The organism is Iamia sp. SCSIO 61187 (assembly GCF_019443745.1).
Classification (GTDB): Bacteria; Actinomycetota; Acidimicrobiia; order Acidimicrobiales; family Iamiaceae; genus Iamia.
The window spans coordinates 2,736,377-2,753,428 of record NZ_CP050948.1 but is presented as its reverse complement, the minus strand read 5'-3'; the positions used below and the strand labels follow the sequence as shown (position 1 = coordinate 2,753,428).

At 74.4% G+C, this 17,052-nt stretch carries 15 protein-coding genes; 11 read left to right on the top strand and 4 right to left on the bottom strand.

Translation table 11 applies throughout. The features are described 5' to 3' along the window. Positions 1 to 49: 49 nt before the first annotated feature. Genes HC251_RS13155 through HC251_RS13145 form a run of 3 tightly spaced genes read left to right on the top strand, consistent with a single transcriptional unit; the run spans position 50 to position 4,905 of the window. Positions 50 to 2,662, top strand: coding sequence for a DNA translocase FtsK (locus HC251_RS13155; RefSeq protein WP_219941067.1), 2,613 nt, complete (start codon positions 50 to 52; stop codon positions 2,660 to 2,662). Positions 2,663 to 2,702: 40 nt separating this feature from the next. Further along, positions 2,703 to 3,197, top strand: coding sequence for a DUF4395 domain-containing protein (locus tag HC251_RS13150; RefSeq protein WP_219941066.1), 495 nt, complete (start codon positions 2,703 to 2,705; stop codon positions 3,195 to 3,197). Between the two features lie 37 nt (positions 3,198 to 3,234). After that, complete coding sequence (locus HC251_RS13145; RefSeq protein ID WP_219941065.1) at positions 3,235 to 4,905, top strand: alkaline phosphatase D family protein; 1,671 nt, start codon at positions 3,235 to 3,237, stop codon at positions 4,903 to 4,905. Here HC251_RS13145 and HC251_RS13140 read toward each other — a convergent pair whose 3' ends face one another. Continuing rightward, complete coding sequence (locus HC251_RS13140) at positions 4,906 to 5,700, bottom strand: LLM class flavin-dependent oxidoreductase (RefSeq protein ID WP_219941064.1); 795 nt, start codon at positions 5,698 to 5,700, stop codon at positions 4,906 to 4,908. Between the two features lie 96 nt (positions 5,701 to 5,796). Between HC251_RS13140 and HC251_RS13135 the strand changes: the two genes are divergently transcribed. Then, complete coding sequence (locus HC251_RS13135) at positions 5,797 to 6,402, top strand: CDP-alcohol phosphatidyltransferase family protein (RefSeq protein ID WP_219941063.1); 606 nt, start codon at positions 5,797 to 5,799, stop codon at positions 6,400 to 6,402. Positions 6,403 to 6,432: 30 nt separating this feature from the next. Here the strand turns inward: HC251_RS13135 and HC251_RS13130 are convergent, their stop codons facing one another. Both HC251_RS13130 and HC251_RS13125 read right to left on the bottom strand, forming a co-directional pair. Next, positions 6,433 to 7,314, bottom strand: a complete 882-nt coding sequence (locus HC251_RS13130) for a CoA ester lyase (protein WP_255566398.1) — start codon at positions 7,312 to 7,314, stop codon at positions 6,433 to 6,435. Positions 7,315 to 7,316: 2 nt separating this feature from the next. After that, on the bottom strand, positions 7,317 to 8,381 hold the full coding sequence (locus HC251_RS13125) for a CoA ester lyase (protein WP_219941062.1): 1,065 nt from the start codon (positions 8,379 to 8,381) through the stop codon (positions 7,317 to 7,319). 121 nt (positions 8,382 to 8,502) lie between these two features. On the opposite strand from HC251_RS13125, the gene HC251_RS13120 reads away from it, so the two are divergent. Then, complete coding sequence (locus tag HC251_RS13120; RefSeq protein WP_219941061.1) at positions 8,503 to 9,966, top strand: NAD-dependent succinate-semialdehyde dehydrogenase; 1,464 nt, start codon at positions 8,503 to 8,505, stop codon at positions 9,964 to 9,966. 14 nt (positions 9,967 to 9,980) lie between these two features. On the opposite strand, the gene HC251_RS13115 is transcribed toward HC251_RS13120, so the two are convergent. Further along, the gene (locus HC251_RS13115) at positions 9,981 to 10,784 is read right to left on the bottom strand and encodes a transposase (RefSeq protein WP_219941060.1); all 804 of its coding nucleotides are present in this window, start codon (positions 10,782 to 10,784) and stop codon (positions 9,981 to 9,983) included. Positions 10,785 to 10,912: 128 nt separating this feature from the next. On the opposite strand from HC251_RS13115, the gene HC251_RS13110 reads away from it, so the two are divergent. The 6 genes from HC251_RS13110 to yvcK are packed head-to-tail and all read left to right on the top strand — an operon-like array spanning position 10,913 to position 16,999. Next, positions 10,913 to 11,950: a phytanoyl-CoA dioxygenase family protein gene (locus HC251_RS13110; RefSeq protein WP_219941059.1), complete on the top strand. Its 1,038-nt coding sequence runs from the start codon at positions 10,913 to 10,915 to the stop codon at positions 11,948 to 11,950. A gap of 13 nt (positions 11,951 to 11,963) precedes the next feature. After that, entirely contained in the window at positions 11,964 to 14,015 is a 2,052-nt protein-coding gene (locus tag HC251_RS13105) for a membrane dipeptidase (RefSeq protein ID WP_219941058.1), read from the top strand. A 50-nt stretch (positions 14,016 to 14,065) separates the two neighbouring features. Next, entirely contained in the window at positions 14,066 to 14,833 is a 768-nt protein-coding gene (locus tag HC251_RS26030) for a bifunctional 2-polyprenyl-6-hydroxyphenol methylase/3-demethylubiquinol 3-O-methyltransferase UbiG (RefSeq protein ID WP_304608273.1), read from the top strand. Beyond that, positions 14,830 to 15,297 (top strand): hypothetical protein, encoded by a 468-nt coding sequence (locus tag HC251_RS13095; protein ID WP_219941057.1) that lies wholly within the window; start codon positions 14,830 to 14,832, stop codon positions 15,295 to 15,297. The genes HC251_RS26030 and HC251_RS13095 overlap by 4 nt, the downstream gene beginning before the upstream one ends. Continuing rightward, the gene (gene rapZ / locus HC251_RS13090) at positions 15,294 to 16,139 is read left to right on the top strand and encodes an RNase adapter RapZ (protein WP_219941056.1); all 846 of its coding nucleotides are present in this window, start codon (positions 15,294 to 15,296) and stop codon (positions 16,137 to 16,139) included. Before HC251_RS13095 ends, rapZ begins: the two co-directional genes overlap by 4 nt. Continuing rightward, a complete protein-coding gene (gene yvcK / locus HC251_RS13085; protein WP_219941055.1) occupies positions 16,136 to 16,999 on the top strand; it encodes a uridine diphosphate-N-acetylglucosamine-binding protein YvcK in 864 nt (287 codons plus the stop codon). The genes rapZ and yvcK overlap by 4 nt, the downstream gene beginning before the upstream one ends. Positions 17,000 to 17,052: the final 53 nt, after the last annotated feature.

Sequence of the window (17,052 nt, the reverse complement as noted above, 5' to 3'; positions counted from 1 at the left end):
GCCGGGGCTCCCCGGGCGGGCCGGGGTCGGGCGGTAGCCTGGGTCGACCGTGACCGCCACCAACCGCAGCCCGCGCCCCAAGGGCCGCGGCGGGTCCTCGCGCCAGCCGACCCGTCGCTCGTCCGGCTCCTCGACGACCCGCAAGGCCCCCGCGTCGCGCACCCGCACGACGACCAAGGGCCGCACGACGGCGACCTCCGGCCGGCGCCGACCCCCGACCCCGCCGACCGACACCACCCTGGTCAAGGTGGCCCGGGCCACGTCGCGGGCGACCGAGGGCCACCGGGCCGACCTGGCCGGGCTGGTGCTGATCCTGCTGGCGGTGCTGAGCGGCCTGGGCGTCTACGGCGGCGACACCGGCGGCCCCGTGGGCCGGGGCGCCGACCGCCTCGTCGGCCTCCTCGTCGGCGGCGCCCGGGTCCTCGTCCCCGTCGCCCTGCTCGTCGCCGGCGTCCTGCTCATCCGGGGCCGCACCGCGCCCCCGCCGGTCCCGGACCCCGACACCGGTGAGATCCCGGCCGCGGCCCACGGGCCGGCGCGCCGGGCGCTGGGCGGGGTCCTCCTCGGCGTGGCCAGTCTCGGCCTGCTCCACCTGGCCCAGGGCGCCCCCGCGATCGACGGCCCCGGCGACGACCTGGTCGACGCGGCCGGCATCGTGGGAGCCCTCATCGGCGAGCCCCTGCAGGCCCTCGTGGCCACGAGCGGGGCGCTGGCGGTCCTGGTGCTCCTTCTCGTCGCGGGGGTCGTGCTCGTCCTCGACCTCACCCTGCGGACCGCGGCCCAGCGGGCCGTGGCCGGCGTCCGGCCCGCCGCCTCCGGGGGGGTGCGGGCCTTCGGCTCGCTCTTCCACCTGAACCGCGAGAAGGGCGACGTCATCCCCCCGGTCGACGACACGGGGATCACCGCCCCGCAGGTCAGCGTGCCCGGCGACGTGGTCGACCTGACCGAGGCCGGTGCCGCCGACCCCGACGACCCGGCCATCTACGACTTCGAGGCCGAGGCCGGTGGCGGCCCCGCCCCTCGCCGGCGCCGCAAGACGAAGCTGCCCGAGCCCGTCGAGGACCCCGAGCAGCTGGCCATCGACCTCGGCCCCGGCGCCGAGCCGTCGGCGTGGAAGCTGCCGCCGGCCAAGCTCCTCACCCGGGCCGGGGCCCAGGCCGTCGACCGCAAGGCCGTCGAGGAGGTCGGGCACCACCTCGAGCGGGCGCTGGCCGAGCATGGCGTCGAGACCCGGCTGGTGGGCATGACCGTCGGCCCCACGGTCACCCGCTACGAGCTCGAGCTGGGTCCCGGCGTCAAGGTCGCCCGGGTCACCAGCCTCCACCGCGACATCGCCTACGCCATGGCCACGCCCGACGTGCGCATCCTCGCCCCCATCCCGGGCAAGCAGGCGATCGGCATCGAGATCCCCAACGTCAAGAAGCAGCTGGTCACGGTGGGCGACATCCTGGCCAGCCCCGAGGCCCGGGCCGCCACCCATCCGCTCGACGTGGCCGTCGGGCGCGACATCGACGGCAAGGCGGTGATGGCCGGGCTGGCGGGCATGCCCCACGTCCTGATCGCCGGCGCCACCGGCGCCGGCAAGTCGTCGTGCATCAACTCGCTGCTGACGTCGATCCTCATGCGGGCCACCCCGGACCAGGTCCGCATGATCCTCGTCGACCCCAAGCAGGTCGAGATGGGCCAGTACAACCGGCTGCCCCACCTGCTCACCGAGGTCGTCACCGACCCCAAGAAGGCGGCCAACGCCCTGGCCTGGGCCGTCCGGGAGATGGAGCGGCGCTACGACCTGCTGGCCACCGTCGGCTTCCGCGACATCACCGGCTACAACGCCGCCTTCGACCGGGGCGAGCTCCAGCCCGAGACCGACCTGGACCCGACCTACCCCCGCCTGCCGTTCATCCTCGTCGTGGTGGACGAGCTGGCCGACCTGATGATGGTCGCCGCCCGCGACGTGGAGGAGTCGATCACCCGCATCGCCCAGAAGGCCCGGGCCGTCGGCATCCACCTCGTCATCGCCACCCAGCGCCCGTCGGTGAACGTGATCACCGGCCTCATCAAGGCCAACGTCCCCAGCCGGTGGGCGTTCGCCGTGTCCAGCAGCACCGACAGCCGGGTCATCCTCGACCAGCAGGGCGCCGAGCGCCTCCTCGGCAAGGGCGACATGCTCCTGCTGGGCCCGTCGTCCTCCGTGCCGCACCGCGTCCAGGGGTCCTGGGTCACCGAGGAGGAGGTCCGGGCGGTCGCCGGCCACTGGAAGCGCCAATCGCCCGAGATCGTCTACGACGACTCCGTCCTCGGCACCGACAGCTCCACCGGATCCTCCGGCGGTGGGGGCTCGTCGTCGGGCGGCACCGACGGCGACGACGACGACCTGCTGGCCCAGGCCACCGAGCTCGTCGTGCGGAGCCAGCTGGGCTCGACGTCGATGCTCCAGCGCAAGCTCAAGGTCGGCTTCGCCCGGGCCGGGCGGATCATGGACCTGCTCGAGGAGCGGGGCGTGGTCGGGCCATCGGTCGGCTCCAAGGCCCGCGAGGTGCTGATGACGGTCGAGGAGCTCGACGGCGGGAGCGGGGGCGACGACGACGCACCCGGGTCCGGCCCCGGTCCCGGCCCCTCCGCCGGACCCGAGGGCGCGCCCGCCGAGCCGCCGAGCGCCTAGGGACGGCGTGGATACCTGATCGTCCCGGTAAGGTTTCCGGGTGAGCGTGATCGGCTTCCCCAACCCGGTGGACGAGGTGTCGGCCCGCATGGTGGCCGGCGGCGTCGTCGTCCTCAGCGCCGCCTACGTGGCGATGGGGTGGTGGCCCCTGCTCGCCGTCCTCGCCTACGGGTTCGTGGCCCGGGTCCTGACCGGCCCGACCCTCAGCCCCTGGGGGCGCCTCGTCACCCGGGTCCTCCGGCCCCGGCTCCCCGTCGAGCCCCGCCTCACGGCGGGACCGCCCAAGCGCTTCGCCCAGGGCATCGGCGCGGCCCTGACCGTCACCGCCGTCGCGGTGCTCGTCGTGACCGGTGCGTCGGTCGTCCCCCGGCTGCTGGTCGGGGCCGTCACCGTGGCCGCCACCCTCGAGTCCGTCCTCGGGTTCTGCCTCGGCTGCCGGGCCTTCGCCGGGCTGATGCGCCTCGGCCTCGTCCCCGAGGCGATCTGCGAGGAGTGCGCCGACATCTCCGGCCGTCTGGCGGCCCGGGGGGCCTGAGCCCGCATCGGCCGTGGGGGTGGGCCAGGATCGGGGGATGCCCCGCCTCGTCCTCGGCCCGATCCTGCGCAGCGTGGAGGGGGCCCGGGCCACCGTCTGGGTCGAGACCGACGCCGCCTGCGAGGTCACCGTCGCCGCCGGGGAGGCGTCCGGGGCGGCGCGGACCACCGCCGTGGCCGGCCACCACTACGCCCTCGTCGTCGTCGACGGCCTGCCCCCGGCAACGGCCACGCCCTACCGGGTCGCGCTCGACGGCGCCGAGGCCTGGCCCCGCTCCGGCATCGGCGTCGACGGGTACCCGCCGAGCGTGATCCGCACCGCCGATGCGACCCGACCGCTGCGCGTCGTGTTCGGCTCGTGCCGGCTCGAGGCCCCGCTCGACGGCGTCTGGGAGCACGGTCCCGACGACCCCGAGCCCGGCCACGGCGTCGACGCCCTGGAGGCCCTGGCCGCCGAGGTCGCCGGGACGGACGTGGGGGAGTGGCCCGACCTGCTGGCCCTGCTCGGCGACCAGCTCTACGCCGACCTGGTGGTCCACGACCCGCCGGTGCACGACGGGCCCGACGCCCCGCCGCCGGGGAGCCTGGCCGACCTGGCCGACTACGTCCGGGTGTACCACCGGACCTGGGGGCACCCCCCGGTGCGCTGGCTCCTGTCGACGGTCCCCACGGCGATGATCTTCGACGACCACGACGTGATCGACGACTGGAACCTCTCGGCCCGGTGGCTCGAGGACATCGACCGCCAGCCGTGGTGGGACGCCCGCATCACCGGCGGGCTGGTGTCGTACTGGGTCTACCAGCACTGGGGGAACCTGACCCCGAGCCAGCTGGAGGACGACGTCCTCGCCCTGGCCGTGGCCGCCGGCGACGACGCCACCGACCTCCTCGGCGACCAGGTCGACGGGTGGCGCCTGGACCGGGCCGACCCCACCACCCAGCGCTGGAGCACCACGCGCGACCTGGTCGGCACCGGCTCCGCCCGCCTCGTGCTGGCCGACACCCGGAACAGCCGGCACCTGGTCGAGGGGGAGCGGGCGGTCATCGACGAGGTCGAGATGGGCTGGGTCGCCGACCGGTGCCGGGTCGACCGCGACGGCGTCGACCACCTCCTCCTCGGGTCGTCGCTGCCGTGGCTGCTGCCCGTGGGCGTGCACCACCTGGAGCGCTGGGGCGAGGCCCTCGGCGCCGGCCGGTGGGGCCGACCCGGCCGCCGCTTCGCCGAGCGCTTCCGGGCCGGCAACGACACCGAGCACTGGCCCAGCTTCGGCCGCTCGTTCGACCAGCTCGCCGCCCTCCTCCGATCGGTCGGCTCCGGCGAGGAGGGCCCGGCGCCGGCCACCGCCCTCGTCCTGTCCGGCGACGTCCACTTCAGCTACCTCGCCCCGGCCGAGGTGGAGGGCAGCACCGCCGTGGTCCAGCTGGTCAGCTCGCCGTTCCGCCACGGCGTGGCCAAGGGGCTGCGGCGCAAGCTCCAGCTGGCCTCGAGCCGGGTGGGCGCCTGGGGGGCGAGGATCGTCCGGCTGACGGCGGCGCCGGGCCGGGACCCGGTGCGGTGGTCGCTGACGGGCGGACCGTGGTTCGGCAACGGGCTGGCGACCCTGGTCCTCGACGGGCGGGCCGCCACGGTGACGTTCGCCCGGTCCCGGCGGACCCCCGGCGGTCGGGCCTTCCTCGACCCGGTCCACGAGGAGCGGCTCTCCTCCTGATCAGGGCGGGCCGGCGGTGGCGATCTCGAGGAGGTCGGCCAGCGTCTCGACGGGAGCCATCGAGTGCATGGCCCAGGAGACGCCGGGCACGTCGCGCAGGGCCGGGTCGTCGAGCGGGGACACGCTGACGGCGATGGCGAACCCGTCGAGGCCGCCCCGGACCGCCCGCACCTCGGCCTGCGCCCGCTCGAGGTCCTCGACCGTGGCCTCGATCAGGAACAGGCCGTCGTAGCGGGCCGCCCGCCGCACCGGGCGCAGCGCCGACCCGCGGGCCGCGAACCAGAGGGGGATGCGCGGCTGCTGCACGGGCCGGGGGGCGAAGGTGACCCCGTCGACGGTCAGGTGCTCGCCCCGGTGGACCACGTGCTCGCCGGCCCAGGCGGCGGCCAGCACCTCGGCGCTCTCGTCGAGGATGGCGGCGCGGGTACGCGGGTCGATGACCTCGCCGAAGCGGGTCAGCTCGCCGCCGCTGTCGACCCCGAGGCCCAGGCCCACGATGAGGCGCCCGCCGCTCAGCCGGTCGAGCGTCGTCGTCTGGCGGACCAGGGGGCCGATGCGGCGGCGCGACGGGGGCGTGACCATGGGGCCCAGCCGGATGCGCTCGGTCGCCGCCGCCACCGCCGCCAGGGTGATCCACACGTCGGCGATGTCGGTGACCTCGTCGACGGGGCGCAGGACGTGGTCCCACAGGAACAGGCCGTCCCACCCGGCGGCCTCGGCGGCCCGGGCCACCTCGACCACGGCGGCGGGCTCGGACATCTCGGCGAAGGGGGCCAGGTAGAGACCGTTCTGCACGGGACGAAGGTAACCCGGGGGTGTGACAGCCGGTCGGAGGGCAGTGCTGGCCGTGCCCGAGTGGCAGGATCGACGGATCATGAAGGGGGATCAGCCATGAAGCCGCGACCCGAGCCGATCCTCCTCGACGTCGACCGCTACGGCCCCTCGGCGCTGCTGACGCCGGCCAACGCCGTCACCATCATCCGCCTCCTCTTCTCGCCGGCCCTGCTGGTCCTCGTGGTGCGGGAGCCCTCCTCGTGGGGTGCGTTCGCCATGTGGACCGTCCTGGCCTTCACCGACGGCGTCGACGGGCACCTGGCCCGCAAGCACGGGACCACCCGTTCGGGGGCGTTCCTCGACCCGCTGGCCGACAAGGTCCTGGTGCTCGGGGCGCTCGTCGCCCTGGTCGCGGCGGGCCGCTTCATGTGGTTCCCGGTGGTGCTGATCGCCATCCGTGAGCTGGCGATCTCCGCCTACCGGACCCGGCTGGGGCGATCCGGCCTCGCCGTCCCCGCCCGCCCGCTGGCCAAGGTCAAGACGGTCGTGCAGGAGTTCGCCGTGGCCTTCGCCCTGCTGCCGTGGACCGTCGACCACCCGACGCTGGCCGACGCCACCCTGTGGGTCGCCGTCGGGCTGACCCTCTTCACCGGCGCCCAGTACCTCCTCGACGGCCGCGCCGCCGCCACCACCCTCGGCCACAACGCCAAGGCCGCCGCGTAGGCACACCGCCTGCGGGGCGACGTGTGCGCGTCAGGTGTCGAGGGCGGCGATCGCCTCGCTCAGGGCGATCAGGCGGCGGGCGTTGTCGACGTGCATGTTCTCGATCATGCGGCCGTTGTGGGTGACGACGCCCTTGCCGGCGGCGACGCCCTCCTCGAAGGTGGCGATCAGCTCCCGGGCGTCGGCGACGGCGTCCTCGGCCGGGGCCCACACCCGGTTGGCCGGCTCCAGCTGGCTCGGGTGGATCAGGGTCTTGCCGTCGAAGCCCATCTGGCGCCCCTGGACGCACTCGGCCTCGAAGCCCTCCGGGTCCTTGATGTCGTTGTAGACGCCGTCGAGGATGACCTTCCCGGTGGCCCGGGCGGCGAGCAGGCACAGGCCCAGGCCGGTGAGCAGCGGCTGGCGGCCCGGCACGTGCTCGGCGTGGAGCTCCTTGGCCAGGTCGTTGGTGCCCATGACCAGGACGGTGAGGCGCTCCGAGGCCGAGGCGATGTCGAGGGCGCCCAACATGGCGGCGGGCGTCTCGACCATCGCCCAGATGGCCGTGTGGTCGGGAGCTCCGGCGGACTCGAGGCCCTTCTCGATGGCGTGCACGTCGGCGACGGAGCCGACCTTGGGGACGACCACCGCGGCCGGGCCGGCGGCTGCTGCCGCGGCCAGGTCGTCGGTGTGCCACTCGGTGTCGAGGCCGTTGACCCGGATGGTCAGCTCCCGGCCGCCGTACTCGCCCGAGCCGACGGCGGCGCAGACCCGGTCGCGGGCCTCGGCCTTGGCGTCGGGGGCGACGGCGTCCTCGAGGTCGAAGATGATGGCGTCGGCCGGGAGGCCCTTGGCCTTCTCGAGGGCCCGCTCGTTGGCGCCCGGCATGTAGAGGACGGACCGACGGGGACGGAGTTCAGCGTCGTTCGTCACGATCAGGCCTCCGTCGACGAGAAGCCGTAGGCCTCGGCCAGGTCGGGGTCGCGGTCGGCCAGCTCGCGGGCCAGGCCCATGATCACGTGGCACTGCTTGACCGAGGCGTCGTCCTCCATCTTCCCGTTCAGCATCACCGCACCGGTGCCGTCACCCATGGCCTCGATGACCTCTCGGGCGTGGGCCACGTCGGCCGGGTCGGGCGAGAAGACCTTCTTGGCGATGGCGATCTGCACCGGGTGGAGGCTCCACGCCCCGACGCAGCCGAGGAGGAAGGCGTTGCGGAACTGGTCCTCGCAGGCGACGGTGTCCTTGATGTCGCCGAAGGGGCCGTAGTACGGGAGGATCCCGTTGGCGGCGCAGGCGTCGACCATGCGGGCGATCGTGTAGTGCCACAGGTCCTGCTGGTAGGTCGCCCGGCCCTCGGTGAGGTCCTCGCCGGTGGGGTCCTGGCGGACGAGGTAGCCGGGGTGGCCGCCGCCGACGCGGGTGGTCTTCATGCGCCGGTTGGCGGCCAGGTCGGCCGGGCCCAGCGACAGGCCCTGCATGCGGGGGCTGGCGGCGCAGATCTCCTCGACGTTGGCCACGCCCCGGGCCGTCTCGAGGATGGCGTGCACCAGCAGCGGCTCGGTGAGCCCGGCCCGGGCCTCGAGCTGGGCCAGCAGGCGGTCGACGTAGTGGATGTCCTCGGGCCCCTCGACCTTGGGGATCATGATCACGTCGAGCTTGTCGCCGACCTCGGTGACGAGCGTGGTCAGGTCGTCGAGGACCCAGGGCGAGTCGAGGCTGTTGACCCGGGTCCAGAGCTGGGCCTCGCCCAGGTCGACCTCCTTGGCCACCTTGACCAGCCCCGCCCGGGCCGCCTCCTTGCTGTCGGAGGGGATGGCGTCCTCCAGGTTGCCCAGCACCACGTCGGCCTGGGCGGCGATCTCGGGCAGCTTGGCCACCACCTTCTCCAGGTGGGGCGGGAAGAAGTGGATCATCCGCGACGGCCGCACCGGGATCTCGCGCACCGGCTCCGGTGCGCCGACGGCGAGGGGGCGGAAGAAGTCCTTGGGGCTGCGCACGAGGGTCTCCTGGGAGGCGGTCAGCGTCAGGGCGAACCTACGACCTGCCGGGTGAGCAGGGCGAGACGGAGGCAGGGTGTCCGACGGTACGGTCGTCGACGTCCCACCCCTGGAGGTCCCCATGGCAGCACTCACCGGTCACGAGGCGGAGGTGGTGGACGCCGTCCCCACCGGGCTGCTCATCGGGGGGTCGTGGCGCTCCACCGACGCGACCATCGACGTCGAGGATCCGTCGACCGAGGCGGTGATCGCCACCGTCGCCGACGCCACCGCCGCCGACGGCGACGCCGCCCTCGCCGCCGCCGTCGCCGCCCAGGGCGACTGGGCCGCGACCGGGCCGCGGGAGCGGGGCGAGATCCTGCGCCGGGCGTGGGAGCTGATCACCGCCCAGGCCGACGACCTCGCCCTCCTGATGACGCTCGAGAACGGAAAGGCCCTCAAGGACGCCAGGGCCGAGGTCACCTACGGCGCCGAGTTCTTCCGCTGGTTCAGCGAGGAGGCGGTCCGCATCTCGGGTCGGTGGTCCGTCGCCCCCGCCGGCGACACGCGCCTCCTCACCATGCGCCAACCGGTCGGGCCGTGCCTGTTCATCACCCCGTGGAACTTCCCGCTGGCCATGGGCACCCGGAAGATCGGCCCCGCCATCGCCGCCGGCTGCACGATGGTCGTCAAGCCGGCCCGGTCGACGCCGCTGACGATGCTGCGCCTGGCCGAGATCCTGGCCGAGGCCGGGCTCCCCGACGGCGTGCTGAACGTCATCACCACCACCTCGACCGGCGAGGTCGTCGAGCCGCTCATCCGCGACAGCCGGCTGCGGAAGCTGAGCTTCACCGGGTCGACCGAGGTGGGGCGCAGCCTCGTCGAGCAGTCGGCCGAGCAGCTCCTGCGGGTCTCGATGGAGCTCGGCGGCAACGCCCCGTTCGTGGTGTTCGCCGACGCCGACGTCGAGGCCGCCGTCGACGGCGCCATGATCGCCAAGATGCGCAACGGGGGCGAGGCCTGCACGGCGGCCAACCGCTTCCTGGTGCACGAGTCGATCGCCGAGGCTTTCACCGCCGCGCTGTCCGAGCGCATGGGTGCTCTCACCGTGGGGCGGGGGAGCGAGGACGGCGTCGACGTGGGCCCGCTGGTCGACCGGCCCACCCTCGACAAGGTGAGCGAGCTGGTCGGCGACGCCACCGACCGGGGTGCGGCCGTCCGCACCGGCGGCCGACGGGTGGGGGAGCAGGGGTACTTCTACGCCCCGACGGTCCTGGCCGAGGTCCCCGTCGACGCCCGCATCCTCCAGGAGGAGGTCTTCGGCCCCGTCGCCCCGGTGACCACCTTCAGCACCGACGACGAGGCCGTCGCCGCCGCCAACGACACCCCCTTCGGGCTGGTGGCCTACGTGTACACCAACGACCTGGGCCGGGCGGTGTCGGTGTGCGAGCGGCTGGAGACGGGGATGGTCGGCCTCAACCAGGGCATCGTCTCCAACCCGGCGGCCCCCTTCGGCGGCGTGAAGCACTCCGGCTTCGGCCGCGAGGGCGGCCCCGAGGGCATCGACGAGTACCTCGAGACCAAGTACATCGGCATCAAGCTCTGACCGGTCGGTGTGGGTCAGACCCACACCGACCGGGCCAGCTCCGCCTCGACCCAGGCGAGCACACGCCCGACCATCGGCTCGGCAACCTGCCGCTGGCGGGCGCGGCGGAGCGCCGAGCGAGCCGCCTCGGGCGACGGGTGCCCCAGCTCGGAGGCGACGATCTCACGGAGGATGGGGTCGGAGGACCGGTCCCCCAAGAGGAGCAGCACGGTTCGGGCGAGCCATCGGCGGGTGCCCTCGTCCTCTCGGTGGGTCAGGTCATCGACAGCGATCGCGCAATCGATGAGCTGCCGAAGGTCCTCGATGCGGACCGAGGCACATCGCCCGGTCGGGGCGACCTCGCCCTCGGTGAACGCGGCCACCGCGTCCGGTCCGCCGAGCAGCGCCGTGACCGGTGCGATGTCCAGGAAGGCAGGGGCGGGTCGCAGCCCGAGGTACGTCCGGTAGCTCGACCAGCGGTACTCGGCCGGCGAGTCGACCCCCCGCAGAGGCAGGGGATTGCGATGGATGTAGCGGGTCGCTTGGAGGAGGTAGGCGTCGGTCTCGACAGGGATCGAGTGGAACCGCCCCCGGAACAGTGGGCCGTCCCGTCCGACCCGGTCGTTGGTGTGGCGGGTGTAGACGCTGATGACGTGCTGCATGGCGGTCGAGAGCGTCTCCCCCGGCGCCCGCACCAAGAGGTGGAAGTGGTTGCCCATCAGGCAGTACGCCAGCGTCGAGACGCCCAGCTCGTCGTGCGCCCGGGCGAGCTGGCGGCCGAACTCGAGCCGGTCTTCATCGGCGAGGAAGACCGGCTGGTGATCGACTCCTCGGTTCATCACGTGGTGGATCTCGCTCGCCGATCCACGTCGGGGTCCGCGTGGCATGGGGCCATGGTGACGAGGGGGTGTGACATCACGCGGTCGGAGTGGGTCTGACCCACTCCGACCGGGGGTAGCGTTCGGGCGTGGATGGCGCAGGCGAGGCTCTGCGCGGCGTGCCGGGGCTGCACGACCTGTGGGCGGCCACGACCCAGCACGCCCGCCCCTCCGACGGGCCGACCGTCCCCGTGCGGCTCCTGCTCGACACGTTGGGCCTGGGGCTCGAGCAGACCATCACCCTCCTCGGGAGCGAGCGGCCCGAGTGGGACGCCTTCGCGGCGTGGATCGTGGCGACCGCGGGCCGGCCCGACCCCGCTCGCCTCGCCCGCTGGGACGCCTGGTGCGACGGCCGGCCGCCCCCCGAGGCCGAGGTCGAGAGGCAGGCGGCGGTGATGGCGGCCGACCCGGTGCTGACCCCCGACGAGATGGTCCGATGGGACCGGGACGGGGTGGTCGTGCTGCCCCAGGCGATCGGACGCGACGAGGCGGCAGCGATCGCCGACCACCTGTGGGCGACGGTCGGCGCCGATCCCGACGACCCCTCGACCTGGTCCCGTCCCCGCCCCGGCGGGATCATGGTCCAGCAGTTCCAGCACCCCTCGATGGACGTGCCCCGCCGGTCGGCCCGCGTCGCCAAGGCGTTCGCCCAGCTCCACGGGCACGCCGACCTCGTGGCCTCGGTCGACCGGCTGAGCCTCAACCCGCCCGAGCGGGACGGGTACACCTTCCCCGGCCCCCACCTGCACTGGGACACCAGCCTCGTCCCGCCCATCCCGTTCGAGACCCAGGGGATCCTCTACCTGACCGACACCGCCGCCGACCAGGGTGCGCTGCGGGTCGTGCCGGGGTTCCACCACCGCCTCGCCGCCGGCTGGCTCGACCAGGTGGGCGGCGCGGACGAGGGCCTGGTGGCCCTGGCCGACGAGGCCGTCCCGGTGCCGGCCGACGCCGGGGACCTGGTGATCTGGCGCCAGGAGATCCCCCACGGCGCCAGCGCCAACCGCTCGGACCGCCCCCGGCTGGCGCAGTACCTGACCCACCACCCCCTGCGGCGGCCCGACGACCGAGGATGGTTCTCGCCCCGCCCGGTGGAGGGTCCGGGGAGGAACTCGCACCCCGTCTGACGAAACCCTCGGGGTGCTCCGCCGCCTCCGCCGCCCCACCACCGCCGTCGTGGTCGCCCTCGTGGCGACCGTCGGGACGCTGACCGCCTGCGAGCCGGTGCCCCCGACACCGGTCGACATCTACTCCTTCGCCGGCGGGTGCCACGCCCTCCGCGACGCGACGACGGGCCGCGTCGTGCGCCTCGACGCCCTGGGCGCCACCACCGTCGCCGACGCGGCGCGGGCGACGCCGTTCCGCATGCAGGCCACCGCCCTCGGCCGCTACCTGTTCTTCGGTCCCGACGGCCGCATGCTCCAGGTCGCGCCCCTCGGCACCGTGACGACCACCAAGACCCCGGGACCACCGGCGGACTGGACCATCACGGCGTCGGGGGCGCAGGTGTCGTTCGCGGCGCTCACCAACGGTCGGGGCCTGACCGTCGACCGCTCCGGGCGCGTCGCCCACTCGACGCTGGTCGAGGCCCGCTGGGAGCTGGTCGGTGCCACCGGGTGCGCCGCCTTCCCCGACATCGACCCGGGCATGACCGGGACCCCGCTCCGGGGCCCCAGCCCGACCGCCCGGGTCCGGGGCTTCCTCGACGCCCACACCCACGTCAGCGCCTTCCGGTTCCTCGGCGGGCGCTTCCACTGCGGCCGGCCGTGGAGCCCCTACGGCGTCACCGTCGCCCTGGAGGACTGCCTCGACCACCAGGGGATGGGCGTCGCCGCCGCGGCCGAGAACCTCCTCGCCACCGGCTCGCCCGTCGGCACCCACGACCCCGACGGCTGGCCCACCTTCGCCGGCTGGCCCCGCCCCGAGTCGCTGACCCACGAGGGCACCTACTGGCGCTGGATCGAGCGGGCCTGGCGGGGCGGCCTGCGGATCATGGTCAACGACCTGGTCGAGAACGGGGCGCTGTGCGAGATCTACCCGCTCAAGGCGGGGACGAGCTGCAACGAGATGGACAGCGTGCGGATGCAGGCGGCGGACATGTACGCGCTCCAGGACTACATCGACGCCCAGTTCAAGGGACCGGGCAAGGGGTTCTTCCGGATCGTGACCAGCTCGGCCGAGGCCCGCCGGGTGATCAACGAGGGCAAGCTGGCGGTGGTCCTGGGCGTCGAGGTGTCCGAGGTCCTCGACTGCGGGCGCACCGGCCAGACGCCGCACTGCACCGAGCAGATGATCGACGACGGCCTCGACGAGCTGCACGACCTGGGCGTGCGCTCGCTGTTCCCGGTGCACAAGTTCGACAACGCCCTGGGCGGCACCGCCTACGACGACGGTGCCACCGGCTTGCTGGTGAACGTGGGCAACAGGTGGGCCACGGGCGAGTGGTGGTCCCCCGAGCAGTGCGCGCCCGGCGCCGCCGAGCACGACAACGAGCCGACGAACCTCAACGGCAACCAGGAGGTGCTGGCGGCGGTCCTGGGCGAGGGGGTGCGACCGCTCCTCGGCGGTGACCTGCCCGCCTACCCGATGGGCCCGCTGTGCAACCCGCGCGGCCTCACCGACCTGGGTCGCCACGCCATCGAGGCCCTGGCCGACCGGGGGATGATCATCGAGACCGACCACCTGAGCGTGAAGGCGCGCCAGGAGACCCTCGCCATCCTCGAGCGGCGCGGCTACTCCGGGCTCATCACCAGCCACAGCTGGGGCGACGGCACGAGCCAGGAGCGGCTCCAGGACCTCGGCGGCGTGGTCGCCCCCTACGCCGTGACCTCGTCGGACTACGTGGAGGACTGGCGGCGGGCGCGGGCCACCCGGGCGCCCGGCCTCTTCGGCATCGGCTACGGCACCGACACCAACGGCCTCGGGGCCCAGGCCGACGTCCGCCCCGGCAACGCCGCCAACCCGGTCCGCTACCCGTTCCGCACCTTCGACGGCGGCACCGTCGTCGACCGGCACCGCTCCGGGACGCGGGTGTGGGACATCAACACCGACGGGGCCGCGCACTACGGCCTGTTCCCCGACTGGGTGGAGGATCTCCGGGTCATCGCCGGCCCCCAGATCGTGGAGGACCTGGCCAACGGAGCCGAGGCCTACCTCCAGATGTGGGCCCGGGCCGAGCGGGCCGCCCGCTGACCAGGCCCGGGGAGCGGGCCGACCGCTGACCAGACCCTAGGGTCACCGGCGTGACACGTGAGCTGCCGGAGATGCCTGCCGGGTTGTGGGAGGAGCAGGCGGCCTGGTGGCAGGACGGGTTCACCGAGGGGGCCGACGAGGAGTACGTCGAGCAGATCATGCCCCTGGCGGCCCGGTGGCTCGACGGGGCCGACCGGGTGCTCGACGTGGGGACCGGCGAGGGCCAGGTCGCCCGCCAGTGCGTCGACCGGGGGGCGACCACCGTCGTCGGCATCGACCCCACCCGGGCCCAGATCGTCGAGGCCGCGGCCCGGGCCGGCGGCCCCGCCTACGCCCTCGGCGGCGCCCACGCCCTGCCCTTCGCCGACGCCGCCTTCGACGCCGTGGTCGCCTGCCTCGTGTTCGAGCACGTGGTGGCCGTCGACGAGGCCCTCGGCGAGGTGGCCCGGGTCCTGCGCCCCGGGGGCCGCTTCGCCTTCTTCCTGAACCACCCGCTCCTCCAGACCCCCAACAGCGGCTGGATCGACGACCACGTGCTCGACCCGCCCGAGCAGTACTGGCGCATCGGCCCCTACCTCCACGAGGACCTGACGCTGGAGGAGGTCGAGCCCGGCATCCGCATCCCCTTCGTGCACCGGCCCCTCGGCCGCTACGTCAACGCCATGGCCGCGAACGACCTGCTGCTCCGGCACATGGAGGAGCCCGCCCCGCCGCCGGGGTTCCTGGCCCGCTCGCCGGAGTACCCGCAGGGCGCCGACTACCCCCGCCTCCTGGTCCTGGTGGCCGAGAAGGTGCCCGGCCTGCGCCCCCTCCCGTGACCGACGAGGACCCGCTGCCGCCGTACGTGCCGCTGGCGTCGGAGGGTCCGGTGGCCGACACGCCGATGTGGCTCAGCCACCACTGGCCCGACGGCTACGAGCGCTGCGCCGTGGTGGCCGGGCGCCACGTGTGCCGGCGCTGCCTGTTCATGTACCCGATCGCCCTGGTGGCGGCCGTCGTCGCCGCCGTCGGACCCTGGTGGCCCCGCGACCTCGACCCGGTGCTGATCCCGCTCCTGCCGCTCCCCGCCGTGGTCGACTTCGTCCTCGACAACCTCCGGATCGTCCGCTACTCGCCGACCCGCCAGGCGACGCTGACGGCGATCGGGGCCCTGGCCGCCGGGGCCGGCTACGTCCGCTACCTCGACCGCCCCGGCGACCCCCTGGTCTGGGCCACCGTGGTCGTCTACGGCCTGGTCTGCGCAGCCGCCGCCTTCGCCGGCCACCGTAGGATCGCGTCGTGACCGACTTCGTCGTCATCACCGGCATGTCCGGCGCCGGCCGCTCCACCGTGGCCGGCGTGCTCGAGGACCGCGGGTGGTTCGTCATCGACAACCTGCCCACCTCGCTGGTGGGGAAGGTCGTCGAGCTGGCCGCCGCCCCCGGCTCGACCCACGACCAGGTGGCCCTGGCCGTCGGCCCCGGGGCCATGTTCGAGGACCCCGACGCCCTCCTCGCCCCGCTCCGGGTCGGGTCGGGCACGGTGCGGGTGCTGTTCCTCGACGCCTCGACCGAGGCCCTGGTCCGCCGGTACGAGATGACCAAGCGACGCCACCCGATGGGCGGGACGTCGCTGGCCGAGTCGATCGAGCGGGAGCGGCGCCTCGCCGACCGCCTGCGCGACAAGGCCGACATCGTGATCGACACCTCGGACCTCTCGGTCCACGACGTCCGGGCCCGGATCGAGGAGCTGATCGAGACCAGCCTCCCGGGGGGCATGTCCGTCTCGCTCATGTCCTTCGGGTACAAGCACGGCCTGCCGACCGACGCCGACCTGGTGTTCGACTGCCGGTTCCTCCCCAACCCGCACTGGGTCGAGGGCCTGCGGGGCGGCACCGGGCGCGAGCCCGACGTGCGGGACTACGCCCTCGACCACCCCGCCGCCGTGCCCTTCCTCGACCAGGTCGAGGGGCTGCTCGCCCTGCTCGTCCCCGAGTACGAGACCGAGGGCAAGGCGTACCTCACCATCGCCTTCGGCTGCACCGGCGGCCACCACCGCTCCGTGGCCGTCGTCGAGGAGATGGCCGGGCGCCTGCGGTCCCACGGCCTCGACCCCACCATCTCCCACCGGGACATCACCAAGTGAGGCCGGCCATCGCGTGCGTCGGCGGGGGCCACGGCCTGGCGGCGACGCTGGCGGCGGCCCGCACCTTCGCCGGCGCCCTCACCGCCATCGTGTCGGTCGCTGACGACGGCGGGTCCAGCGGCCGGCTGCGCGACGACCTGGGGATCCTCCCGCCCGGCGACCTGCGCCGGTGCCTCAGCGCCCTCGCCGCCCCGGCGTCGCCCCTCGGCGGTGCCCTCGAGCACCGCTTCGCCGACGGCGAGCTCAAGGAGCACGCCCTGGGCAACCTCCTGCTCGCCGGGCTCATCGACCACGGCCTCCCCGTCGAGGACGCCCTCGCCGAGGTCGGGCGGCTCGTCGGCGCCGTGGGCACCGTGCTCCCCGCCGCCAGCGAGCCGGTGACGCTCGTGGGGATGCGGCGGGGGGTGGCGCCGGTGGAGGGCCAGGTCCAGGTGCAGGAGGCGTGCGGGGTCGGGCGGGTGGCGATCCGGCCGGCAGACCCGGCGACGCCCGCCGCCGTCGGCCGGGCCCTGGCCGAGGCCGACCTGGTCACTCTGGGCCCGGGCTCGCTCTTCACCAGCGTCCTCGCCGCGGCCATCGTCCCCGGGGTGGCCCGGGCCCTCACCGCCACCGCCGCCACCCGGGTCCTGGTGCTGAACCTGGGCCCGCAGGTGGGGGAGACCGAGGACCTCTCGCCCGACGAGCACCTGGGCGTGGCCCGGGCCCACGGCCTGCCCTTCGACGTCGTGCTGGCCGACCCCCGGTTCGCCCCGACCCCGGCGCCCGACGTCGTGGTCCGCCCGGTCGGCGCGGACCACGCCGCCGTGCACGACCCGGAGCGTCTGGCCGCGGCACTCGCCGACCTGGTCGGCCGCCGCTGAGGGGAGGTCGCCGGGCGGCCCTCGGCTACGGTCCGAGGCGACGTCCGCTCCAC